Source organism: Streptomyces sp. NPDC058619, assembly GCF_042717785.1.
Taxonomy (GTDB): domain Bacteria; phylum Actinomycetota; class Actinomycetes; order Streptomycetales; family Streptomycetaceae; genus Streptomyces.
Genome location: NZ_JBHXQN010000053.1, coordinates 18,693 through 41,317, shown reverse-complemented (window position 1 = coordinate 41,317; position 22,625 = coordinate 18,693). Strand labels below are relative to the sequence as shown.

General features: G+C 70.4%; 27 protein-coding genes. 26 read left to right on the top strand and 1 reads right to left on the bottom strand.

Going from position 1 to position 22,625, the window contains the following annotated elements:
* The first annotated feature begins 538 nt into the window (after window positions 1-538).
* The 16 genes from ACFWTC_RS31870 to ACFWTC_RS31795 all read left to right on the top strand — a co-directional run bounded on the left by ACFWTC_RS31870 (window position 539) and on the right by ACFWTC_RS31795 (window position 14,029).
* On the top strand, window positions 539-1,678 hold the full coding sequence (locus ACFWTC_RS31870; protein WP_384029442.1) for a C40 family peptidase: 1,140 nt from the start codon (window positions 539-541) through the stop codon (window positions 1,676-1,678).
* 116 nt (window positions 1,679-1,794) lie between these two features.
* Window positions 1,795-2,109: a DUF6112 family protein gene (locus ACFWTC_RS31865; protein ID WP_267839009.1), complete on the top strand. Its 315-nt coding sequence runs from the start codon at window positions 1,795-1,797 to the stop codon at window positions 2,107-2,109.
* Window positions 2,109-2,792 (top strand): hypothetical protein, encoded by a 684-nt coding sequence (locus tag ACFWTC_RS31860; RefSeq protein WP_384029444.1) that lies wholly within the window; start codon window positions 2,109-2,111, stop codon window positions 2,790-2,792. Before ACFWTC_RS31865 ends, ACFWTC_RS31860 begins: the two co-directional genes overlap by 1 nt.
* A 32-nt stretch (window positions 2,793-2,824) precedes the next feature.
* A complete protein-coding gene (locus ACFWTC_RS31855; RefSeq protein ID WP_384029446.1) occupies window positions 2,825-4,168 on the top strand; it encodes an ATP-binding protein in 1,344 nt (447 codons plus the stop codon).
* A gap of 96 nt (window positions 4,169-4,264) precedes the next feature.
* Entirely contained in the window at window positions 4,265-5,728 is a 1,464-nt protein-coding gene (locus ACFWTC_RS31850; RefSeq protein ID WP_384029448.1) for an SCO6880 family protein, read from the top strand.
* A 45-nt stretch (window positions 5,729-5,773) separates the two neighbouring features.
* On the top strand, window positions 5,774-6,346 hold the full coding sequence (locus tag ACFWTC_RS31845; RefSeq protein ID WP_384029451.1) for a hypothetical protein: 573 nt from the start codon (window positions 5,774-5,776) through the stop codon (window positions 6,344-6,346).
* A 42-nt stretch (window positions 6,347-6,388) separates the two neighbouring features.
* Window positions 6,389-6,814, top strand: coding sequence for a DUF6238 family protein (locus ACFWTC_RS31840; RefSeq protein ID WP_384029453.1), 426 nt, complete (start codon window positions 6,389-6,391; stop codon window positions 6,812-6,814).
* A gap of 30 nt (window positions 6,815-6,844) precedes the next feature.
* Window positions 6,845-8,362 carry a VirB4 family type IV secretion system protein gene (locus ACFWTC_RS31835; RefSeq protein ID WP_384029455.1) on the top strand — a complete coding sequence of 506 codons (1,518 nt, stop codon included), beginning with the start codon at window positions 6,845-6,847 and terminating at the stop codon, window positions 8,360-8,362.
* A gap of 66 nt (window positions 8,363-8,428) precedes the next feature.
* On the top strand, window positions 8,429-8,941 hold the full coding sequence (locus tag ACFWTC_RS31830; protein ID WP_384029457.1) for a hypothetical protein: 513 nt from the start codon (window positions 8,429-8,431) through the stop codon (window positions 8,939-8,941).
* 53 nt (window positions 8,942-8,994) lie between these two features.
* On the top strand, window positions 8,995-9,405 hold the full coding sequence (locus ACFWTC_RS31825) for a hypothetical protein (protein ID WP_384029459.1): 411 nt from the start codon (window positions 8,995-8,997) through the stop codon (window positions 9,403-9,405).
* Window positions 9,406-9,691: 286 nt separating this feature from the next.
* The gene (locus ACFWTC_RS31820) at window positions 9,692-10,504 is read left to right on the top strand and encodes a hypothetical protein (protein ID WP_384029461.1); all 813 of its coding nucleotides are present in this window, start codon (window positions 9,692-9,694) and stop codon (window positions 10,502-10,504) included.
* 224 nt (window positions 10,505-10,728) lie between these two features.
* Entirely contained in the window at window positions 10,729-11,172 is a 444-nt protein-coding gene (locus tag ACFWTC_RS31815) for a hypothetical protein (protein ID WP_384029463.1), read from the top strand.
* A 150-nt stretch (window positions 11,173-11,322) separates the two neighbouring features.
* Entirely contained in the window at window positions 11,323-11,625 is a 303-nt protein-coding gene (locus tag ACFWTC_RS31810; protein WP_384029465.1) for a hypothetical protein, read from the top strand.
* A 24-nt stretch (window positions 11,626-11,649) separates the two neighbouring features.
* Window positions 11,650-12,084, top strand: a complete 435-nt coding sequence (locus ACFWTC_RS31805; RefSeq protein WP_384029467.1) for a hypothetical protein — start codon at window positions 11,650-11,652, stop codon at window positions 12,082-12,084.
* 80 nt (window positions 12,085-12,164) lie between these two features.
* On the top strand, window positions 12,165-12,773 hold the full coding sequence (locus tag ACFWTC_RS31800) for a hypothetical protein (RefSeq protein WP_384029469.1): 609 nt from the start codon (window positions 12,165-12,167) through the stop codon (window positions 12,771-12,773).
* Window positions 12,774-13,489: 716 nt separating this feature from the next.
* Window positions 13,490-14,029 carry a hypothetical protein gene (locus ACFWTC_RS31795; protein WP_384029471.1) on the top strand — a complete coding sequence of 180 codons (540 nt, stop codon included), beginning with the start codon at window positions 13,490-13,492 and terminating at the stop codon, window positions 14,027-14,029.
* A gap of 84 nt (window positions 14,030-14,113) precedes the next feature.
* On the opposite strand, the gene ACFWTC_RS31790 is transcribed toward ACFWTC_RS31795, so the two are convergent.
* Window positions 14,114-14,500 carry a hypothetical protein gene (locus ACFWTC_RS31790; protein ID WP_384029473.1) on the bottom strand — a complete coding sequence of 129 codons (387 nt, stop codon included), beginning with the start codon at window positions 14,498-14,500 and terminating at the stop codon, window positions 14,114-14,116.
* A 209-nt stretch (window positions 14,501-14,709) separates the two neighbouring features.
* On the opposite strand from ACFWTC_RS31790, the gene ACFWTC_RS31785 reads away from it, so the two are divergent.
* From ACFWTC_RS31785 to ACFWTC_RS31740, 10 genes are all read left to right on the top strand, one after another.
* The gene (locus ACFWTC_RS31785) at window positions 14,710-15,231 is read left to right on the top strand and encodes a hypothetical protein (RefSeq protein ID WP_384029475.1); all 522 of its coding nucleotides are present in this window, start codon (window positions 14,710-14,712) and stop codon (window positions 15,229-15,231) included.
* Between the two features lie 58 nt (window positions 15,232-15,289).
* Entirely contained in the window at window positions 15,290-17,077 is a 1,788-nt protein-coding gene (locus tag ACFWTC_RS31780) for an MFS transporter (RefSeq protein WP_384029477.1), read from the top strand.
* 115 nt (window positions 17,078-17,192) lie between these two features.
* Complete coding sequence (locus ACFWTC_RS31775; protein ID WP_384029479.1) at window positions 17,193-17,612, top strand: hypothetical protein; 420 nt, start codon at window positions 17,193-17,195, stop codon at window positions 17,610-17,612.
* Window positions 17,609-18,439: a relaxase/mobilization nuclease gene (locus ACFWTC_RS31770; protein WP_384029481.1), complete on the top strand. Its 831-nt coding sequence runs from the start codon at window positions 17,609-17,611 to the stop codon at window positions 18,437-18,439. Before ACFWTC_RS31775 ends, ACFWTC_RS31770 begins: the two co-directional genes overlap by 4 nt.
* Window positions 18,440-18,471: 32 nt before the next feature.
* Entirely contained in the window at window positions 18,472-19,182 is a 711-nt protein-coding gene (locus ACFWTC_RS31765; protein WP_384029483.1) for a hypothetical protein, read from the top strand.
* 28 nt (window positions 19,183-19,210) lie between these two features.
* Complete coding sequence (locus ACFWTC_RS31760; protein ID WP_384029485.1) at window positions 19,211-19,960, top strand: hypothetical protein; 750 nt, start codon at window positions 19,211-19,213, stop codon at window positions 19,958-19,960.
* Window positions 19,957-20,706: a hypothetical protein gene (locus tag ACFWTC_RS31755; RefSeq protein ID WP_384029487.1), complete on the top strand. Its 750-nt coding sequence runs from the start codon at window positions 19,957-19,959 to the stop codon at window positions 20,704-20,706. The genes ACFWTC_RS31760 and ACFWTC_RS31755 overlap by 4 nt, the downstream gene beginning before the upstream one ends.
* 25 nt (window positions 20,707-20,731) lie before the next feature.
* Complete coding sequence (locus ACFWTC_RS31750) at window positions 20,732-21,142, top strand: hypothetical protein (RefSeq protein ID WP_384029489.1); 411 nt, start codon at window positions 20,732-20,734, stop codon at window positions 21,140-21,142.
* A gap of 269 nt (window positions 21,143-21,411) precedes the next feature.
* Window positions 21,412-21,786 carry a hypothetical protein gene (locus tag ACFWTC_RS31745; RefSeq protein ID WP_384029491.1) on the top strand — a complete coding sequence of 125 codons (375 nt, stop codon included), beginning with the start codon at window positions 21,412-21,414 and terminating at the stop codon, window positions 21,784-21,786.
* A complete protein-coding gene (locus ACFWTC_RS31740; RefSeq protein WP_384029493.1) occupies window positions 21,783-22,592 on the top strand; it encodes a DUF317 domain-containing protein in 810 nt (269 codons plus the stop codon). The genes ACFWTC_RS31745 and ACFWTC_RS31740 overlap by 4 nt, the downstream gene beginning before the upstream one ends.
* Window positions 22,593-22,625: the final 33 nt, after the last annotated feature.

Below are 22,625 nucleotides of genomic sequence, written 5' to 3'. Positions count from 1 at the left end.
GCACCGAGCTCCACGACGCGTTCGTCTCCCTCGCCTGCAGCCTCATCTGCTGGCGACGCCTCAACAAGTCCGACTCATGATCGTGTTACGAGCTCATAGGGCCATAAGGCGGTTGTGCGAGGGGAGTTCCAAAACTGTAGGGCACGATCCCCGGTTGACCACGGTCGCCGCGAAAACCCTTGAAATAGAGCCTTGATCATCATTTTCTTGGTCAACCGAGAATCCGCACTTACTGTTTTGGAACTGCCCGGTGCACACAGCGCCGATGGTCGTATCCCCCCGTCATGCCCACACGGAGGCACCCCCTTGTCCCGGCACACCTGATTCGCCCGTACGTCGACGCGAGCGGCAACTCGCAGCGACCTACCGAGGCACAGCTCACCCATCACCCGGCCTACCGCGCCCCTTCTCACATCTCCACGGCACCGCGCGGCCGGGGCTTCACACACTTCAAGGACACCGCTATGCCATCCCTGCGCCCTCCCCTGCCTGAAACCCGGCCGCCGGCCCTGACCGGCGAGCGCGGAGGCACCCCGGGTTGAAGGCCGTAGCCGCCGCCATCGGCATCCTCTGCCTCTCTCCCCTCGTCCTCGCCACCACCGCCACCATGGCCGCCGCCGGAAGCGGCGCAGCCTCCAAAGGCGCCGCCTGCACTCCCGGCGGCAGCAGCATCGATGCTGCCGCGGTCGCCAAGCAGGTCGCGGCGATCCTCGGCGGCCAGGGCGGCGACAGCTCGGTCCGCGTCGAGGGCCTGGAACTGCCCGACGAACAGATCCCCCACGCCAAGACCATCGTCGCCACCGGCATCGCCCTGAAGGTCCCCGAGCGCGGACAGGTCGTCGCGCTCGCCACCGCCATCCAGGAATCCCGGCTCCGCAACCTCACCTACGGCGACCGGGATTCGCTGGGGCTGTTCCAGCAGCGGCCCAGCCAGGGCTGGGGCACCCCCGAGCAGATCCGCGACCCCGTCTACTCCTCCACGCGCTTCTACAAGGGCCTGCTGGAGGTCAAGGGGTGGCAGCAGATGACCATCACCCAGGCCGCCCAGGCCGTGCAGCTCTCCGGTTTCCCGGACGCGTACGCGCAGTGGGAGCCGCTGGCCCGGGCCCTGCAGCAGGCCATCGTCAAGACGCTGCCGAACGGCGGAACAGGTCAGACCGGCCAGGAGACGGGTACCGCTCCGGGCGGCGCCGGCGGCTGCAAGCCGGGCGAGGACGGAGCCGGCTGGGGATCCATCCCCGAAGGGACCGTCCCCGCCGGGTACAAGATTCCCGCCGACGCCTCGCCGAAGGCCCGTATCGCCATCGACTGGGCGATGCACCAGCTCGGCACCCTCTACCAGTGGGGCGGCACCTGCACGGCGCCGCACGGCCCCGACCCCATGGGCCGCTGCGACTGCTCCAGCCTCATGCAGCAGGCCTACTCCAAGGCCGGCATCCAGCTCACCCGCACCACGTATACCCAGGTCAAGGAGGGCGACGCCGTACCAGCGAACACCCTGATCCCCGGTGACCTGCTCTTCTCCCGCGGCACCGCCGCCGTCCCCGAACACGTCGGCATGTACATCGGCGCCGGCCTGGTGATCAACGCACCGCGCACAACGAAACCGGTGCGCATCGAGAAGGTCGGCGACTGGCAGATCCTCGCCGTCCGCCGCATCCCCACGCTCAACAGCTAGACCGCCGCCCGCCAATGCGGGCCTGCGCCGGGCCCCACTTCGCGCCCCGAGCGCCCCTCTCCCTTCCCCGCACAGCCGCAGGGCCTCTCCGGCCCGCGCCCGCAAGGAGCTTCGCCATACCCATTTCACTCGCAGACCGCGTCCTCTACCTCGCCTACGACCCCGGAATCACTCCAAAGGAGGGCGGCCTTCCCGGGCTCGACGTCCTGAAGAAGGTCGTCAGCTCGATCAACATGTTCGGCATCATCGCCGTCGTCGGCGCGCTCGCCATCTCCCTCGGTGTGTGGGCCTGGGGCCACCACAGCGGTGGCCACCAGGCCGAGGCCAACGGCAAGAAGGGCGCCGTCGTCTCGGCGGGCGCGGCCCTGGGCCTGGGCGCCGCCAATGGCATCGTCGCGTTCTTCTCGGCACTCGGGACGCAGGTCAAGTAGTGCCGAAACGTTCCCTCTCCCCCTTGCACCGGGCCACCACGCACTGGACGACCGGCCGACGGATCCTCGTCGCCGCCGTGGTCATCACCGCCCTCCTCGGGGCCGCCGGACTGACTGCCTGGTTCACCGCCCGCGGCGGTCAGCCCGGGACCGGCGCCTCACCCGCAGCCCCCACGCCGAGCTCGCCCGCCGGGACGGCCCCGAAGCCTTCCGTCGGCACGGGCTCGGTCCCGGCTCCGCCCAAGCTCACCGACCCGCTCGCCTACGCCAGGGCGGCGGCAGTGATGCTCTGGTCCTACGACACCCGCACCACCAGCCGTGACCAGCACCTCGCCGGCATGAACGCGTGGATGACCAGCGAGACGAAGTACACCGACTGGACGGCGATCTCCGGACAGGTCCCAGACCCAGTGCTGTGGTCGCGCATGGCCGACAACGCCCAGTACGCCACCGCCGCCGTCAGCGAGGCCCACTTCCCCTCGGCGTTCAAGCAGGCCCTCGCCGAGAACCCGTCCGCGATCACCGAGGCCTACATCTACGCGGTCACCGTCACCGGCAAGCAGACCATCGCCTGGAAGAACGGCGGAGGCGGCGCCGAGGACCGCGCCGTCACCCTCGCCGTCCAGTGCCGCCCCAACTCCGACTGCGCCCTGGTCTCCCTCGCCCCGAGCGTCGCCCCGTAACACGCCACTGAAGACAAGGAGGTATCCCTCCAGTGGACTTCTGTTCCATCCCCCTCGCCAGCAAACTGTGCAGCGCCGCCGACGCCATCGACTTCGTCAACGACCCGGGCAAGGCCATCACCGAGGGCATCGGCAACTGGATCGCCAAGTCGGCCGGCGAGTTCGCCGCCGCATCCGCCGATCTCGCCGCCGAAGCCGTCAACGCCACAACCAAGGTCGACCTGCGAGCCGGCTGGTTCGTCGACAACTACGAACTGCTGCTGCCGATCGGCCTGACCATCCTGGTCGCCACGTTCTGCGCCCAGCTCATCCGGGCCGCCGTCAAGCGCGACGGCCAGGCCCTGACCCAGGCCTTCACCGGCACCGCCAGCGGCGTGATCTTCTGCTTCGTCGCCATCGCCGGCACCACCGTCGCCATCGAAGTCGTCGACGCCTTGTCCGACGGCCTGTTCGCGGCAGCGGGCACCTCAATCGAGGAGGCGGTGCGCCGCATGGTCAAGGCCAGCTCCGTCGCCTCCATGGTGCCGCTGGGCTGGATGATCCCCGGCATCGTCGGCATCGGAGCCGGCACCGGGGCCATCCTCTACTGGTGCGTGATGATGGTCCGCAAGGTCGGCATCCTCGTCCTCGTCACCCTCGCGGTCTTCGCCGGGGCCGGCGGCGGCTGGGAAGCCGCACGGCGCTGGCGCCGGGGCTGGATCGAAGCCACCGCCACCCTGGTCGTCTCGAAACTGCTGATGACGATCGTGTTCCTCCTGGGCATCTCCGCCCTCGGGCAGACCCAGGCCAAGGACGGACTCGGCGCGCTCGCCGACTGCCTCGCCGGCGTCGTGATCATGATGATGGTCCTGCTCTGCCCGTACGCCACGTTCAAGTTCGTTCACTGGGCGGCGGAGGGCACCGACGGCGAGTCGATCCACCGGGCCGGTGGCGCCGGTGCGCAGATGGCCAAGCAGCACACTGAGCAGGCAGCCCGCAAGGCCGCCGCGATGGCCGCCACAGGCGGAGCTGGTGCCGCGGCCGGGGCCGGCGCAGCGCCGCAGGGCCCCGCCGGGTTCCCCGGTGACATCGCCGCCAACCCCACCGGCGGTTCCGGCGGTGAGCAGAACAGTTCCCCGATGCCGTCTTCCGGCGGGGGTGCGCTGACCGACGTGCTGTCCAAGGCGGTTCAGCCTCCGCCGACCAGCGCGAGCCAAGACACCAGCGGCCAGCTCGGCGGAAGCACCGGATCCTCCCCGTCCGGCACCTCCGGTTCGGGCGGTACGGGCCCCGTTCCGCGCAGCACCCAGCAGGGCCCGCCGCAGGGCGCGCCCGCCCAGGGCCCGGCCACCGCGAGCAGTCCCTTCGCGAACGGGCCTTCGCCCACCGGTTCCTGACCTGACCCGTCCACGCCGCCCGGGCGGGACACGCCGCACCCTTCTGCCGTGTCCCGCCCGGGCTCCAACCCCCGTGCTCCGAAAGCGGATTCCGCCTTGTCTGACCTCGTCCTCCCCCTCACCATCAAATTCCCCCACAGGTCGCGGCGCGGCATCCTGCTCGGCCTGTCCCTGCCCCAGCTCACCCTCACCTCCACAGCCCTCGCCCTGCTCCTGGCCACCGTGGTGTCCACCGGACTGGTCGGCGCCCTCGCCCTGACCCCCCTGTGGGCGGCGATCGCAGCTCTCGTCGTCATCCGGCGCCACGGCCGGTCCCTGATCGACTGGGCGCCGATCGTCCTGCGCTACGCCCAGCGCCAGCGCACCGGGCAGAGCCTGTGGCTGGCCCGCGCGGTGTCGAGGCCCCGCACCGACGGCATGCTCCACCTGCCCGGAACTGCCGCCTCGCTGCGCGTGGTCACCCCCTCCGGATCGCAGGCCGCCGCCGTCCATGACCCCCACGCCCAGACCCTGACCGCCATCGCCCGCGTCTCCAGCAGGGCCTTCGCCCTCCTCGACCCCGCCACCCAGAACTCCAACGTCACCTCGTGGGGCCGGGCACTGGCCGGCATCGCCCGCAGCGGGCACATCGCCACCGTGCAGGTCCTGGAGCGCACCGTCCCCGACTCCGGCGACACCCTGACCCGGCACTGGACCACCCACGGCCACCCCCAGGCCCCGGTCGCCGGGCAGGTGTACTCCGAACTCGTCTCCTCCGCCGGTCCGGCCGCCGCCCCGCACGAGAGCTATCTGGCGATCTCCCTGGATCTGAAGGCCGCAAAGCGGCTCATCTCCCAGGCCGGCGGCGGACTGCCCGGCGCCTTCACCGTGCTGGGGCAGACCACCGCCTCCGTCGCCCAGGCCGCGCGCGGCGCCGGACTGACGGTCACCGGGTGGCTCACCGCCCGCGAGATCGCCGCGGTCGTGCGCACCGCGTACGACCCCAAGGCCCTGGCCGGCCTGCAGCAGTGGTCCGAGCACGGCAGGGCCGAGGCCGACCCGGCCGCCGCGGGTCCCGTGGTCCAGGTCGAGGAGTACGACCGGGTCATCACGGACACGGCCCGCCACGCGACGTACTGGGTGGAGAACTGGCCGCGGACCGAGACGACGTCGGGGTTCCTGCACGGGCTGATGTTCACCGCCGGAGTGCGCCGCTCCTTCTCCCTTATATACGTGCCCCAGGGGCTCGAGTCCGCGCTGCGCGACGTGCAGCGCACCAAGGCCACGATCATCGCGGACGCCGCCGAGCGCCAGCGTCGCGGACAGGTCGACTCCGAGGCCGACTCCGTCGAGTACGGCGACGTCAAGGAACGCGAACGCCAGCTGATCGCCGGGCACGCGGACGTCGCTCTGACCGGCCTGCTGACCGTCTCCGCCGAGACCGACGCCGAGCTTGACGCCGCGTGTGCGCAGATCGAGACCGCCGCCGTCAGCGCCCAGGTCGACCTCCGGCGCCTGATCTATCAGCAGCCCGAGGCCCTCACCCTCGCAGCGCTCCCCCTGGCCCGCACCGCCCTGTAGCCCACCGGCACGGATCGACCCCCACCCCCGGGAGTTTCCACCCCCATGCACACCCTCGACCATGGCCGTCTGGCCATCGAACTCCAGGCCCTCATTGATGAGGCCCGCACGCTCAGGGCCGAGCACCAGGCGCAGCTTGCTCCGTACCTGACCGCCGACGGTGACGTGAACGAGGACTACCTGCGCGAGTACGGCGACGCCCGCATCACCACGGCCATTGAGGCCGCCGACCGGCTCGGCACCCTCATCAACCAGCTCGACCTGCTCACCGGCCCGCCCGCGCGCCTGCCCTTCACCGTGACCATCGCTGGCCGCGAACGGCGCGACGGCGAGCGGCCGTACAGCTTCGCCGTGTACGCAGCCGGCCTCGACGACGCTCTCCACACGCTCCCCGAGCTGCCGACCTTCCAGCGCTGGCTGCGCGACGTCGGCGGACCCGGCACCGAGCCCGACGTGATGCTGGTGCCCGAGCAGTGCCATCCCGGGCTTCGCGCACCGGGCGAGTTCATCGACCTCCGCGCCGAGCAGGCCGCCCGTACCAACACACCCTCCAGCACCGCCCCTTCCCAGCCGGCCGTCCCGGGCGCTGCCCACCGCCCCGCGCACCGCCGCCGCTGACCTACAGAAAGGCCCCGCCTCTTGGCTCCCTACCCCACCGAGGTGAGCGACGCGCACCCCTACCTGCGGGCCGCCACCGCCGGCATCCGCCACCACACCCGCCAGAGCGCAACCACCGGCGCTCCCGCCGACCGCACACACCTCGACGTCCTGCACGGCCACCTCACTGGGCTGCACCTGCTTCTGGACCGGCTCGCTGAGACCACCCGGCCGCAGCACCCGGCCGCCGGACGGCACCTCGCCTTGGCGCACCTGCGGCTGTGGCAGGCCGCGACCAACGTCCACGACGCCTTCCACACCCTGCCCGCCACACCGCGCACCGGCGCGGACCCGGTCTGCCGCCCTGACCAACTGTCCGAGGGACCGCCGGTCCTCACCATCTGCCAGCGCCAGCTCGCCTCCGGCCATGCCATCCGCCGCAAGACCACCCCCGCCGACCACGGCCCCCGCCCGGCACGCACCGCCTGAGGGCAGCCTCCGCAGAAACGATCCGCCCCCATGTCCCAGCACCGTCCCGGCCGCCGCGCCCGCCGCGCCTCCGCCAGTCCCCTGTTCACCCCCCACGGCACCGACCGCAGCACCCGCAGGGCCGCCCGCCGTCAGCTCGCCGAAGCCCAGGCCAAGGCCCGCGCCGAATCCACCTCGCCCTCCGGCGAACACGAACCGGCCGAGCAGGAGATGCCCCTCTCCCCCTACCCGGCCGCCGGGCGACCCGGCCCCGCCTCCGCCCGCGGCAACCGGCTGCGCCTGCCCGCCCACCGAATGACCACCGCCGTCGCCGCCGGCGCCTATCCGTTCCTCGCCGAAGGCGGCCTCGGAGCCGACGGCATCTACATCGGCCGCGACGTCCACGCCGAAGCCGCCTTCGTCTTCGACCCGTTCACCCTGTACGGCAAGATCGACGGGTTCACCAACCCCAACGTCCTATTGGCCGGGGTCATCGGCCAGGGCAAGAGCGCCCTCGCGAAGTCCTTCGCGCTGCGGTCGGTGGCCTTCGGGTACCGCGTGTACGTCCCCTGCGACCCCAAGGGCGAATGGACCCCCGTCGCCCAAGCCCTCGGCGGCACCTCGATCGCACTCGGCCCCGGACTCCCCGGCCGCCTCAACCCCCTGGACGCGGCCCCTCGGCCTCCGTCCGTCGCGGAGGCGGACTGGGCCGGTGAGGTACGCAAGCGCCGCCTGCTCCTGCTCGGCTCCCTCGCCCGCACCGTCCTGGGCCGCGACCTGATGCCGATGGAGCACACCGCCCTCGACATCACCCTCGACGGCGTCGTCAAGGCCGCAGCCCCAGCAGGACGGACCCCGCTCCTCGGCGACATCGCCCACACCCTCGCCCAGCCCGCCCTCCTCGACCAGGCCGCCGGCACCGTCTCAGACCACCTCGGAGAGGCAGCCCGCGACCTCGCCCACGCCATGCGCCGCCTGGTCCACGGCGACTTGGCCGGCATGTTCGACGCCCCCTCCACCGTCGCCTTCGACCCGGCCACCCCGATGCTGTCGATCGACCTGTCCCGCCTCGGCGGATCCGGCGACGACACCGCGCTCGTCCTCGCCATGACCTGCGCCTCCGCCTGGATGGAGTCCGCCCTCACCGACCCGCGCGGCGGCCGAAGGTGGATCGTCTACGACGAGGCATGGCGATTGATGCGCCACGGCCCCCTGCTGCAGCGCATGCAGGCCCAGTGGAAGCTCTCCCGCGGCCTCGGCATCGCCAACTTGATGGTCATCCACCGGCTCTCCGACCTGCTCACCGCGGGTGACGCCGGATCCCAAGGCCGTGCCCTGGCCGAAGGACTCCTCGCCGACTGCTCCACCCGCATCATCTACCGCCAGGAAACCGACCAGCTCCACGCGGCGGCCTCCCTGCTCGGCCTGACCTCGGTGGAGACCGAAGCGATATCCCACCTCAGCCGCGGACGCGGCCTCTGGAAGGTCGCCGGCCGGTCCTTCATCGTCCAACACCTGCTCCACCCAGCCGAACAGACCCTGTTCGATACCGATTCCCGTATGCACTGAAAAGATAGGAAACACGCCATTTCTGACATCACCAGCCCTGACTACTTCCTCCAGCTCGCGAGGAGTGTGGACCGGGTCTTCGACGACGTTCCGAAGGCCGAGGAACTACGTCGAGGCGACGACGTCACCCCGGACCTCCACACCGTGGTCAGCGACATCGGCGTCATCCTGGCCGAAATCTGCGAGGAACTGACCACCAGCAGCCGCCACGAGTTCGAGAACCTCACCGGCTACAGCCACGCCGAACGCTTCGGCACCGCGGCCCTCGCCCAGTGCGCGCCCCCGCTCGGCACCGCCCTCGCCCACCTCAGCCAGGTAGTAGACCGTCTCGGCTTCCTCCACGAGAACATCCGGCACTCCTCCACCGAGCGCACGCCCCCGCCGGGGGACGTGCGGGTCGTTATCCAGGACCATCTCGACCAGGCCAGTACCGCCCTGCGCACCGCCGCCCAGCAACTGCGCGGCAAGGCAACAGAAATCACTCGCGTGTTCCCTACCCGGACAGCCGCCATGCTGGCCCGTTACGTACCTGCCGCGGTGCCCCCGGCCGTCATACCCGCGCCTGGCCGGATCCGATGACCTCGCAGCAAGAGCCGGGGGAGGACGGTCCGTCGACCCGCCTCCTAGCGCCGTTGCCGGATCACCGCAACGTCCTCGACCCCAGCTGGCAGCGAGCGTGGGCCCGCTTCGCCCACGTGACCACCCCGCTACGCGAACGCGGCCTGGTCTGCGACGTCCAGTACGGGATGGACGACTGGCTCGTCTACGCCTGGCCACCCGGACACGACTCCGTCGTCCTCATCGGGGCGCAAGGCGGATGGATGGCCACACACGAGGCTCCCGCCGAGGACAGGACCTCGATGACGGTCCTCTACGACTCCACCGATTCCGTCGGCCCCCACGAAGTCGGCCCGCTGCTCTCCGCGATCGACGCCCTCCTCGCACGGCTCCCCCGCGTCCCGTCGACACCGGTAGCCGCCCGCGTGCACGCGGCTGGGGTCCATGCCCCTCCGCCGGCCACGCGCGGCACCCGCAGCCGCTGACCCTCACCCCCCCCCAACCTCGTCCTTCAGGAAGGCTTCCCGTGTACCACCCCGTCAGCATCCACATAGGACTGCATGTCGCCGGGCCGATATCCCTCCCGCTTTCCGACCCGATCCAACGGGTCTTGTGGTCAAGGGGGTTCACCTACTGCTCGCGGCTTGGCGCATACACCGCGCCGGCCTCCCTACCTGCTGAACAGCAGGAGCACCTCGTGCACCAGGCCGTGCACGCGCTGCAGCCGCTCGGCCTGCCCGTCGCCCACCTCCACCACCAGGCGCCCTCGGCATGACCCAAGAAGATTCCCTGCTTCCCTTCGAGCAGGAGACGCTGAGACGTTCCAGAGCCGTCACCGCTGGCCTGGAGCAGTTCACCGCCGAGCTGGTACCGCGCCTGGGCCTGGCGTGGAGCCACAGAGTCCTGCCGACTCCGTATCGGTGGAGCCATGCCGACGACCGGCTCTGGGAGAGGGACGAGGGAGTGCTGTGGCGTGCACTGCGCCGTGATGGCGACCATCAGCGTGCGCGGGCCGCCCTCACCCATGCCCACGGTCTGCAGCTCTACGTCGTCCAGCGGCCCTACCGGCCGACCGAGTTCCTGGTCGGCACGCTGCTGCCGGCGGGGGTCTACGAGTACGACACGACGCCGCACCCGCAGGCCGTCTCGGTTCCGGGTGACCCTGCCCGCGCTGCCGCCGCGGTACGGCGCCGTCTCCTTCCGTACTACCGGCTGGCGTCGATGCGCATCGCGAGCGGCACCAGGTTCAAGCAGGCCCAGCAGATCACCATCGGCCGGTCTACGGACGGGCGGCCGATCGCCGACGTGCTCATGCCTCGCGCCGTGAGGGCCCTGCTCCACGAGGACGGCCGCTGGCACCTGGACCCCGGCACCGGTCTGTGCGTGACCGCCACCAACTCGCCGTTCACTCCCGAGGTCCTCGTCCAGGATGCCGCCGACCGGCTCCGCGGCCTCGGCTTCGAGGTCGTCCTCAGCGACCGCCATCCGCTGGAGACGTACTTCCGCTCGCAGTACCCCACGAGCCCGGCACCGGTGACCGGCCTGCCGTCCACGCCACCCGGCAACCCGGGCCGGGCCCGCTGACCTGGAACGGCTAGCGGCAACGAGCAACGCCGCCGACCTGCGGCACGCACCCGCACCCACCGCACTCCAAGGAGACTCCCCTGGCAACCCGCTCCTTCATCGCCCGCCCCACCGAGGCCGGAGGATACGAAGGCATCTACGTCCACTGGGACGGATTCCCCAGCAATCATCTTCCCCTTCTGCTGGCTGCCCACCAGCACAAGTTCGCCGGCGATCTCGACGCTATGAACCGGCACCTGATCGATGCCGTGCCCGTCGCCTGGTCCGGGCTGGGCACCGACCTCCTCGACGGCACTCCCGAAGCACTGGTCAACGAACTCACCGGAGGCCAGCACTACCCGAGCAAGCAGATGGACGACCTGATCACGCCGGATGGCTCTCCCCCTTTCCGGATGTCCGTCCACGAGGGAGGTACCGGCGGCCTGGACTGGTGCTACGTACTCCACGAGCACGGCATCGAGGTAATCAGTCTTCGCGAGGAACTGCGCGGCCCCGTCGTCGGGTGGGCGACCGATCCCCGTACCCGGTTCAGCGACCATCCGGCGCTATGGCAGCCCACCGGGCCAGTCCCCGGCCGACCGCCTCAGGCTGCGCCAAAGCTGGGCACCAGCGCGGTCGTTGCCTCCGCACCCGCCCCGTCCACCGCCGCACCCGCCACGCGCCGCTGATCCGCAAGGAGCCGCCCCCTGCCCGGCCAGTTCGTCGTCGGCACGCACCCGCAGTACGGGTACGTCGCCTCCGCCCAAGGAATCCCCCACCACATCAGCCAGTGGTACCTGACCCGTCTCGGCTTCCAGCCGCTGCACGGCCTGCACGGCGTGTACCTCCTGCCGGCCCCCACCCACGAAGGGCCCCGGCGCACCCGCCAGGCCATCGAGAGCCTGCGCCGCAGCGGATACAAGGTCCACGCCGACTACTCCCTCGACCCCGCCAACACCAAGCCGGCGCAGACCACCCCAGTGCGGGACCCACGCGAGTGGTACCGCACCGACATCTCGCAGGCCGCCGCCACCGCCTCCCCCCAGTACGTGACCACACGGGCCTGGGGCTCCAGGCCACCACAGACCTCGCCGGCGGCGCCCGCACCCGCAGCATCCACCCGCACGAGCCACACCCGCTAAGCACGAGAAGGACCCGCTCGCCCCATGACCCATACCGTCCACGACCAGCCCGGCAGCAGCGAACTGCGCCGCCGGGCGCGCCGGGAGGCCGCGGGATTCCTGCGCGGGCTCCCGGTCCCCGTCGATCCCGCCGCCCCGCTGCGCGCGTGCACCGAGGCCATGTCCGAGGCCTCGACGCCCGCGGAGGTCCACGCTCTGACCGAGCTGGCGGCAGGAGGCGAGGACGCCGGGCTGATCGCCCTACGGAACCTGCTGCGCGCCGCCGCCACCCGCTGCCGGGAGCAGGGCCACCCCCAGCTCGCCACCCGCTACGACCGCACGAGCGACCTCCTCGACATCGCCGACCGAACGCTCTTCCATCTCGGCATCGACCCGCTGACCAGCACCGACGACACCTCGCCGGATCCGTCCGAGCCCAGCCCGACCCCCGCCGGCCGCAACGAGGCAGGCCCCACCTGACGTCGTCAGTTCGGCCGTGTGTTGATCCTTGGAAACCTGCACAAGGTAATGAATCCTGGTTGAAACGAATGGAGAAACAGATGAATCTGTTGAGAAATCTGCTAAGTAATCCGAAGTTTGCCACTCAAGTTCGGGATAGCCCTGACCCGATCTCGCTTCAAGAGGTCATGCAGAAGCACGCTCCAGCATTTAACCCCGACCACAACTACCTTGAACTGGAACGCCTTCCGGGGGCACATGGGGTGACAGACCTGGGGATTTTGAAGGCTGCCCAGATGTTCCGACTACCAGTCGACCACCTTGGAGAGCCCGACGAAGAAGATCCCATTCCCTTCGACCCCCATCACGGCGACCTTCAGTGGCTGGAAGCGCACTACGTTGACGAGGACAAAAAAGAGGTCGTCATCTACCCCAACGACGAAACCCCTACCCCGATGCTCATGATGTACGCACTTGAGGAGAACAGCGAAGCGCAGCTGGTCGTAGTTGGTGCCGAACTGAAGGCAACAGAAGACAAGCGGAATGTCCTGTCACTCTTCCGACGACACCCCCACTGCCCGACAAGCTATCAACCCGACGGCTCACTTTACTGCCAGCCCAGAAATTGCGGAAAGGGGACGTGCAAAAAAACTACAGTGTACCGCCTGTGGGGCGCAAAGGTCTTTTGCAGGTGCCATCATGGCAGCTGAATCTGGCTACACCCTCCCAGAGTGGATGCAGATCCTCAGTGCGGTAGCAACCTGGGTGGGCATGTTTAGCGTCCTTGCCGCCTTCCTCGCTTTTTGGTTTGGCGGCGCCCTAATTAAGGTTTGGGGGATGGTCGATGAATCCGGAAAGCTCCGCGTAATCGCGACGAACCGCGGCAGGTCCCCTGGCCAGGTGACTGTCCACGGTGTGGGATCTCGCACCCCCTTGCTCCTACTCCGCCGCGGAAATTGGAGTGCGCTAGTTCCAGAAGTTAAGCCATCACCCTCAGAAGAGATTGCCGTGCCCGCTGGCGCACTAAAGGAACTTTGGCGACACGATTGGCCGGGTGGGCGAAACGGAATTGTGAAGGCGCAGAAATTCCGCCTTTCGAGTAAGGTTGTAAAATTTCGAGAAATCTCGCCAGGATCGCGCCATCTGCGAGTATGCGGAACGGTGAATGGTAAGCGTCGTACCTGGCCAATCCGTTCCGAGGGGGGAACGATCGTCTGAGGAAGGTCAGTCCGATCTGCGCCGCCATCGTGTTCAGGTTCCGCTCCTGGGGCCGTCCCTGGGCCGTCAGACGTGGCCCAGGGACGGCCGATGACGACCAAGGACGACCGCCACGGTCGAACGTCGCCTCCCCCTGGAAGGCAGGTCAGGTCGCCTGACCGCACGCGCTTTCGTTAGCGGACCGGGAGGCAGGTGAGATGAGACGGGCATGCCGCCCTCCAGCATCACCGTGCAGCCAGCGGCCGTCCCCGCCGCCCGCAAGGTCACCTCCACACTGCTGGCCAACTACCACCAGGCCGTGCTCCACATGCAGTTGAATCAATTGGGGGACGATCTGGCCTGGGCCCACGAGGCGTTCGAGCCCGGAACCGTCACGAATCCGCCCCAGCAGGACCTGGCCGACGCCTTCGCCCGCTTCGCCGCCATCGCGCCGCACATCATCACCGCCCTGCGCACCAACGACGCCCACGCGTTCAACACGCACGAGAAGGCGTTCCTGGAGCACATGGACGCCGCGTTCGGCCAGCCGGGCCCGGCCCAGGAAGAGGCGGGGACGGCGCGGAAAATCCCGAGCGTCGATTCGCTGGCGCTGTGGCTGATCGACGGCGAGGGGCTGGTCGAGCTTGCCCGGTCCGCCGGCCGAGCCGCACCCGCCCAGACGGCCCTCGGTCTGGTCCGCGCCGCGGCAGCACCCCGCGCTCTTCCCTCCCCACCCATACAGGTCGGGGCCTCCCCCAGCCGCAGATAGACCACTGGAGCCGCCATTTCCCACCCCCCGACCCCACCTCCACACAGGGCGGTCAACGCTCTGACCAGCTGGGCCATCCAGTTCTCAGTCATCCAGTTTCGCTGCGAAACGGCCCTGGACCACCTCCGCAACCGCCACGGCGAGATCACCGACCCCAGCGCTGCCCAGGCGGCCGAAGCCGAGCGCAACCGCGAACTCGCCGAACTCTTCGTCGACCTTCGGCCCCACCTCAATACGCTGATCGCCCACGCCAGCGCAAGCATCGACGCCATGCCCCCGGCCCGGCACCACGCCCGCTGGCACCTGCTGATCACCGACCTCGCACACGCAGCCAACCAGGCGATCCGCATCCTGGATGAGCACGCCGATGGCCAGGACACCACCGACCGCGACGCACGGCTGTGGCCCTACCTGCAGACCTGGGGCGAGCACGACATCCTTCTGCGCGACCTCGCCCTCCAGCCCGCCCAACCGCCGGAACCGAGCCCGGGGCTCACCGCTGAGAGCAGCGATGGTGGACCGACCGGGCCCGCTCGGCCCGCAGCCACCGCCTGCTCCAGCCACGCGAGTCTCTCTACGACGCCACCGGCCGCCAGCTCACCATCGCCTTCGTCCCGCACCCGGACGACGACGAGGAGGAGGTCGTCCTGATCCTCGCCGGGGACATCGACAGCCCCGAGATGCGCGTGATCGGCCGCTACGACACCGACGACGAAGCGATCCGCGACCTCCCACCCGCGGTCCCTCCCGGCGTCCTCTACCCCAACGGCCCTCCACCTGACAGTGGATCACCGCCCGGGCTGCCGCTGGAACAGCTGACCCGCGACGTCATCGACGCGCAGCACAGCGCCTCCGTCGCAGAGGCGATCTCCTACGTCACCGACCGGCCGCCCCACGCCCCCGCCGGACACATCGCCCAGCTCACGGCCTTCCTCGACACCTGCGCCACCTGGGCAACCGCCATGGACACCCGGGCCGGCCAGGAGATCGCCGTGCGGCTGCGGATGCTCTCCGCGCAGACCAGCCACCTGATCCAGGATCTCGCGCAGATCGGCGGACAGCTGGAGGAAGCGGTGGCGGTCCTACCGCCGCACCGTACCCCCGCACCCCGCCACCTGCCCGCGCTGCGCTCGCCCGCGGTGGGCACCACACCGGTCGCACCAGCCCCACCGGTCTCCGCCGCTTCCGCACACCGCCGATAGCGCGCCCCGCCCGGCCCCACTCCGCCTCGCCCGCCCTCTGACGGAAAGCCCTGCCCTGTTGACCCTGGCCGATCACCCGACCACGACCCCGCCACCCGCCACGTACGGCGCCGTACTGGGAGGCCGGCATGTAGTCCGTCTCCTCGGCGGCACCCTGACCGGGCGCCTGCCCAACGGCATGGTCCCCGTCTCCGTGGTCCTGTGGATCACCAGCGCGGGCGGCCCCCTGGCCTTCGCCGGTCTCCTCGCCGCGCTGTACGGGCTCGCGTCGGGGCTGTCCCAGCCGGTCAAGGGCAGGCTGATGGACCGCTACGGGCAAACACGCGTGTCGGCACCGGCGGCCCTGCTGAACTCCGGCTGCCTGCTCGGACTGCCGGTCATCGGGGCGGGCGGGCATCCGGTGGCGGTGACGGCGGTGGTGGGGTTCGCGGGTCTGTTCACACCGCCGCTGGAGGCAGGGCTCCGCGCGCTGTGGCCGGCAGTCCTTCCTGATCTGGGCCGGAGACGGGTTGTCCAGGCCCTCGACACCGGCTCCCAGGGCCTGCTCTACATCGTGGGCCCCCTCCTCGCCTCCTGGGTCGCCACCGCGCACGGGCCCGACACCGCGTTGACCGCGACCGCCAGCCTCGGACTCGTGGGCACGACGGTGGTCCTGACCGCCGCCCCGTCACGGACCTGGCGTCCAGCACCCGCCAGCGGGGCGACGGGAGGCGGGCGCTTGATGAACAGCGGCTTGGTCCTGCTGTTCACCGCGTTGTCGGGGACGGGGTTCGCGCTCGGTGCGATGAACGTGTGGGCCGCGGGCATGGCCACCACGCACGGGATGGCCATGCTCTCCGGGATGCTTCCCGCCGCGTTCTCCTCCGGCAGCTTCCTCGGCGGCCTGATCTATGCCCGCAGGGCATGGCCCGGCACGACCACCAGCCAGCTCATCACGACCGCCGGCCTGTTCGTCCTCGGCTGGATACCCCTGCTGGCCCAGCCAGGGGCCCACGCCGCCATCGCCCTGACCGTGGTCCCGGGACTGTTCCTCACCCTGATCATCACCAACGGCTTCCACACCGTGGACACCCTCGCCCCCGCCTCCCGCACCACCGAGGCGTACGCCTGGCTGATCCTGTCGGTCGGCACCGGCCAGGCCGCCGGGACCGCGCTCGCCGGCGCCCTCGCCGAGCGCCCGTACGTACTGGCCGCGCTCCCTGCCGCCGGAGCCGCCACCTCGCTGGCCATCCTCGTCCTCGCCCGCCGCAAGCTCGGCCCCGGCCGTCGTCTCGGCCGCCACCGACGCTCCCGCCACCACCAGCCCCATCACAGCAACTTGCCCGCATTTGAAGGAGATTCCCCTATGGCAATACGAACCGAATGGCAGATCGTCCACAGCTGTGGACACGAGGTCACGCGCGACCTGTCCGACCGTCCCGCCGACAAGCGGGCCGGATTCGCGCGCTGGCTCGGCGGCCGGGAGTGCACCGACTGCTGGAAGGCCTCCCGGGACTCCGACAGCGCCGCGAAGGAGGTGTGGCTGGCGGCGAAGCGTGCCGAGGAGCAGCAGGCCGCGCTGGACTGGGCGACGCAGTTCGATATGCCGCCGCTGGAGGGTCCCGAGCGGGCTCTGGCGTGGGGTGAGCGTTCCCGGTTCCAGCTGGTGACGGCCGCGTACACCGCGCTGGTCACCGAGGGCGGTACCTGGGACGAGGCGGACTGGGCCGCGCTGGAGGAGAAGATCCGCACGGTCACCCGGGCCGGGTGGTGGATCGACCAGCGTGACGCCGAGGGCACCGACCTTCCCGAGCTGCTGGACGCGGCCACCGCCGACGACCGGGGGACGGAGAACCCGTTCCGGTAACCGTGGGCGGACATATATAGCCGACGATCCCCGGTCAGCCAAACCGGGGATTCTCCAGACCATTGAAGTACTTCACCCGCCGCGAACTGCGGCTCTTCGTGGAAGGACTTCTGCCGTGCCCGACGCCACCCGTGCCGCGTTCATACCCGCCGATGCGATCACCCCCGAACGGGACATCACCCACGAGCACTTCGCCCCCGGCGACCGGATCGTGGTTATCAAGGGGGTGGACGACGGCATCCTGTGGGGAGATGCGATGACGGTGGTCACCCCGTCCTGGCACACCCCGACCAACGAGGACGGGTGGCGCCTGCGCGACGCCGACGGCGGCGCCCGCAGTTTCATCACCGGACACCCCCGCTACCTCGTCCACCTCTCCAAGCACTGCCCTGACTGCCTGATCTACCAGCGGGCCCTGCAGGACTACCTGGTGCCGCGATTCGCCGACAGCAAGCCCGTCGATGTCGGCTGGTACTCGATCACCGAACTCAACCAGCTCGTCCACGTCGCCGACGGCCGGGCCGGCAGCCGATGATCCCCGCACTCCACGAGCTGGACACATCGTCCGCCTACGCGCTCGCCGACGCGCTGGGCCGGCCCGTCAGTGACCAGGAGGGTCTGACCACCGACGGCACGGTCGTCGCGTACTGGTCTCTGCTCGACTACTTCAACGACGAGGACCGGATATGGACCTCGGTGGAGTGGGCCCAGCACCTCGACGACGCCAACAGGGAGCACCCCTTCGCCGCCACCTACCGGGGCGGCCCGCGCGTCATCTTCCATGTCAGTGTCCGTCTGCATCCCAAGGACCGGGAGCTCACTCCGGCCGAATGGTCCGAGGTCGGCCACCGGCTCGCCCGCGTCTCGGGAATCGCCCCGCCCGGCGACCCGAATCCGTGCAGGTGGATCGCCATCCGAGACCAGTCTCACCGCCTCGACCTGGTCGCCAACCTGATCCGCGAGGACGGCGTCCGGGCGGCCGTGCCCAGGCAGGTCCTCCATGTTCTGGCCGCGGAATGCCGGCGCATCGAAGCCGACCTCGGCCTTCTCTCCCCGCCTGACCACCACGCAAGCCCCTTCAAGGCGCGCATGGGGGCTGCGGCACGGCCCACCACCGAGAGGCCCGGCTCCGCCGTCGTGGCGCACTTGTCCGACGAGGCGCACCGTCACCTCGACGCCGCGCGCCACCTCATGGAGAAGGCGGCCCAGCAGCTGGCAACCCGTCCTCGAACGAACCGGGCCTCGCCCATCAGCTGGAGTGGATCGCCCGCCGCACCCAAGCTCTCGATTCCGACCTCTCCGAGGTCGTCCCCGGCCGGCCCCGCCGGCCTTCCGTCGGCCCGTTTGTCCCGGATCCGCTGACCGGCCGCCCGTCTGCAGAAAGCCTTCTCTTCTTGGCTCTTGCCCACCGTGTCCTGACCATCCGGCGCGATCCGCACTCCGGTGAAGTCCTCGCCCATGGAGGCGACCCGGAAGCCCACAGCATCTTGCAGCGCACCGGCTTCGTCCCCGTCGTCCGCCTCCACGAGACCTACCACCGTCTGCCCACCGGCCTCGACCAGGCCGAGGAGACCCGCCTCGCAACCCGGGCCGTGGCCCGCCTGCAAGCCGTCGGCTACGACCTGAGCACGGACCCCGCGTTCACCACCGAGCGCCGCGAACCGCACTACCTCACCCTCGGCGCCCAGGTGGCACATCTCGCGGCCCGGATCCGGGAAGCGGAGACCACCGATCAGGTCAGTGACGCCCTGACGGAGTTGACCGCCACCCACGACGGCGTTCTCCCGGCCCTCGCCGAAGTCCTGGGCGTCGCAGCCGACTTCCTGCAGCACCTCGGGGATCCTGCGGACCCGCACACGGCCAGCCGGGTGCGCTACCTGGCCGCCGAACGGCTCCACGTCATCACCTCCGATCTGCGGCACGTCCGAAATGAGCTCGCCGACCGGCAGGCCGCACACCCCCACCGCGCCCCCTGCCCCCAGGAAGTCGCCGGTGACGAGCGTGAAAAGTCGGCTACCTGCCCCTGCCCCGCGCCCGCCCGTATCCCCACCGCTCCCAGCGCACCGGCTGCCGCACCGCCTGCTCCGGCTGGCCGACGCCGCTGACCCGCCCCGATCCCCGCCCGAGGAACCCATGCCCGATCACGCTCCCGAGGAGCTCGACTCCTTCGCCGCCATCCTCACCCAGCTCCTCCCCGGGACCTGGACCCGAGAACTCCGCCAGCACACCTTCCACGACGACCAGTTCTTCCTCACCGCCGACGTCTGGGACATGAACCACGTCGCCGAAGCGCTCGCCCAGCACCCCCTCACGCAGGACGTCATCCTCACCCGCGACGACGACCAGCGCCTGTTCCTCATGGACCACCCCCGGTACGAGGACGAGTTCCTCATCGCCGCCATGGCCCCCGCCAACATTCATGCCGAAGCCTTTCGCGGGGTGGGGGAGCCGGATGGATTCACGATCAACGCCGACGACCCCGAAATGGCCGCCGACACCATCGCCAGCAACCTCCTGCCCCGCTACGAGAACGCTCTCGCCCAGGTCCAGGACAACGCGTCCCGCATCAGCCGCGCATCCGCCCAGGCCGAAACCCTGGTGCTGAGCTGGACGGAGACCGGAGACCTCACCACAACCACCGATGACCCGGACATGGCGAAGATCCTCGTGAACAACGGCTTCGTCCACGAGCCCGACAGCACGGCGTACGCCCTGTCCGGCGACGACACCGCCGAGCAGGCTCGCTCCGTGCGGACAGCCGGCAGCCAGCTGAGCGCGCTCGGCGTCAGTGTCGCCCTGCGCCACGCATCCCAGCGGGCGCCACTGGGCACCACCCCGGTCGCCGCCCCGCACGCGCCGACGCGTACGGTCCGCTCCCGGTGAGCACGCGCGGCGACCTCGCCGCCTTCGCTCAAGCCGTTGCCGCTCGCCTGCCCGGCGCCTGGACCAGCGCCTACACCCGGCACGCCACGTACCACGCCCAGATCGCCATCACCTCGAAGGTGTGGGACATCGGAGCCGTCGGATACGCGGCCTCCGAGTTCGTCATTGGCCATCAGGCCGTGCTCACACGCGCCGACGGGGCCCGCCTGCTGCTCTTCGACCGTCCGCGCTACAAGGCCCAGTTCATGATCGGAGCTCTGGAGCCGGACGCCCATCACGACGCCTTCCACGAGGTCGCCGAGCCCAACGGGATCACGATCCCCTGCGAGCCGGCCCGCGCTGCGTCCCAGGTCGCCCGCAGGCTGCTGCCCCGCTACGAGATCGCGCTGCGGCAGGTCCAGCGCAACACGGCCCACCCGCCCCCACGCCGGGCCGTTCCCGCGGTGGTTGCGGGGATGGTGAGCATGGCCTGGCATCCGGACGGGAGCGTGGGCGCCGTCACCGGAGTACGCGAAGCAACAGCGGTCCTGTACGGCACCGGCTTCCAGTACCACCCCTACCACCAGCAGTTCCTCCTGCCGGCCGCCTACGGCGATCTCGAACAGATCGTCCGCGTCCAAGCCGCCTCGCAACGCCTCGCGGCCATGGGCATCGGCGTCACCATCCGCCCGGCCCGACCGGCCCCAGCGCCCACGGCACTGCCCGCGCGCCCACCCTCCCCGGCGGTCGCATCTGCGACCCGCTGAGCCACCCGTCACCACAAGGAGCCCCGTGGGCAACTACGCCGATGAAGCCGGCACCGACATCGAGATCTACCGACGGGCCCGCACCCCCGTCAGCGTCCACATCGTCAGCCGCAGCGACGCACCCGAAGAACTCCTGGCCCTCCTCGACAGTCTCGGCCTTGAGCGCCACACCGAGGAGACCGCAGGCCCGGTCTACGTCTGGCACGAAACCCCCGACGGCCTGAGCGAAAAAGCCCAGAAGCAGCTCGTCACCCGCGCGGTGCTCCCGCTGCTCATCGCCGACTACAAGGTCAACATCGACCCGGACGTGTACGACGTGACCGCCTGGGCGCAGACGATGGCCGAGCACCGCGCCCAGCAGGCCAAGACCAAGGGTGCCCAAGCTCCCGCTGCGGCTCCGCCGGCACCGCCGGGATCCCCTTCGCGTTCTCGCTGACCACTTCCCCCACGCCGCCCCGGCCCGCCGTATCCGGGCCGGGGCCGCCGCCACACCAACCGGAGCACCACGATCCAGCAGAACCCCACCAACCCGCCACCGATCTCTCCCACCCGGCGCCCGCGCCTGGCCGTCTTCCTGCTGCGCCGCTATCTCCGCGCAGTGACCGCTGGCTCAACCGGCCGGCACAACCCGCTCGCCACCGGCCCCTTCGGGGTGCTGGACGAGTCCCGGCGTGCAGGCACCGGCCCCGACCGCCCCGGAGGAGCATGACCGTCCACGACCCCGACACCCTGACCCGGCACATCGCACAGCAGATCGCACTGCTCAACGAGCACCTGGTCACGGCTCCGCCCCGTCAGGCCGCACGGATCCTCGGCCAGGTCCTTGATCCCGACGACGGCATCCTCGGACAGCTGACCACCTTGATGATCACCGGATCGCGCTTCGCCCAGGACAGGGCGACCGCCGGAGTACTGCCGCCCGAGGTATGGCTCGCCCTCGGCCGCGCCGCGAACGAGTTCAACGACATCGGCCTCGACCTCGACGACCACGCGGAAGACCTCCGCCGACTCGCTCAGGCCCCGGCAGCCACCCCGGTCCCCGCCGCGGCCTCGGCTCTCGTTGCCAGGAGGCACCGGTGAAGAAGACCTGGACAGGCTGGGGCCCGACCGCCGACCAGCCACAGCAGCACTACCTGGTCGAGCCCCGCCAACTCAGCGGCGGAGGAGACCTCCGCTTCGTCGCCGAGTACCTGCGCGCCTCCGGCTGGAAGGACATCTCCCGCACGGGCGGCCCGATCGTGTTCGACAGCCCCGACCGCACGGTGCGGGTCGGCTTCGACCCGACGGCGATGCCCGGCGGCTGGACCATCTCCGGACAAGCCGTCGGGCAGCAGCCGGCCTGGCACGCCACGTTCACCACGGCCGTGCCGATCGAGATCGTCGCCGGGTTCACCGACACCCTGACCAAACCACGCTCAGCCCACGCCCCGAACGTGTGGGCCCCGCTGGAGGAGAACGGGTGGGAGACCGAACGCGGGCAGCACTTCACCGCCGTCTCCCCGGACCGCAACGCCTGGCTGCAGTACCACCAGAACGAACCCGGCCAGGCGCACTGGTGGGCCGGCGCCCGCACCGAGCACGGCCGCACCTGGGACGCCGTCTTCACCCCCACGACGCCGATGCACCTCATCCAGGGATTCTCGGCCGCGCTGTCCGACCCGACACCCGTGATGCGCCCACGCGGCGACGTCCCCGCCAGTAAGTGGATCCGCACCACCTCGGTGTCCGTGCGCCCCTCCGAACTCGGGGGCTGGCAACAGGCCAGGATCACCGCCGCCCGAGCCGCCACCTGGGCCCGTAACTCCTGGGCAGCCAACCGACCCCGCCAGCACACCCCCGCCGCCGGCCCCTACACAGTCGCAGGCGGAAACAAGGCCCGCCGCTAACCCGCCCTTCCCACACCACGACAACCAAGGAGC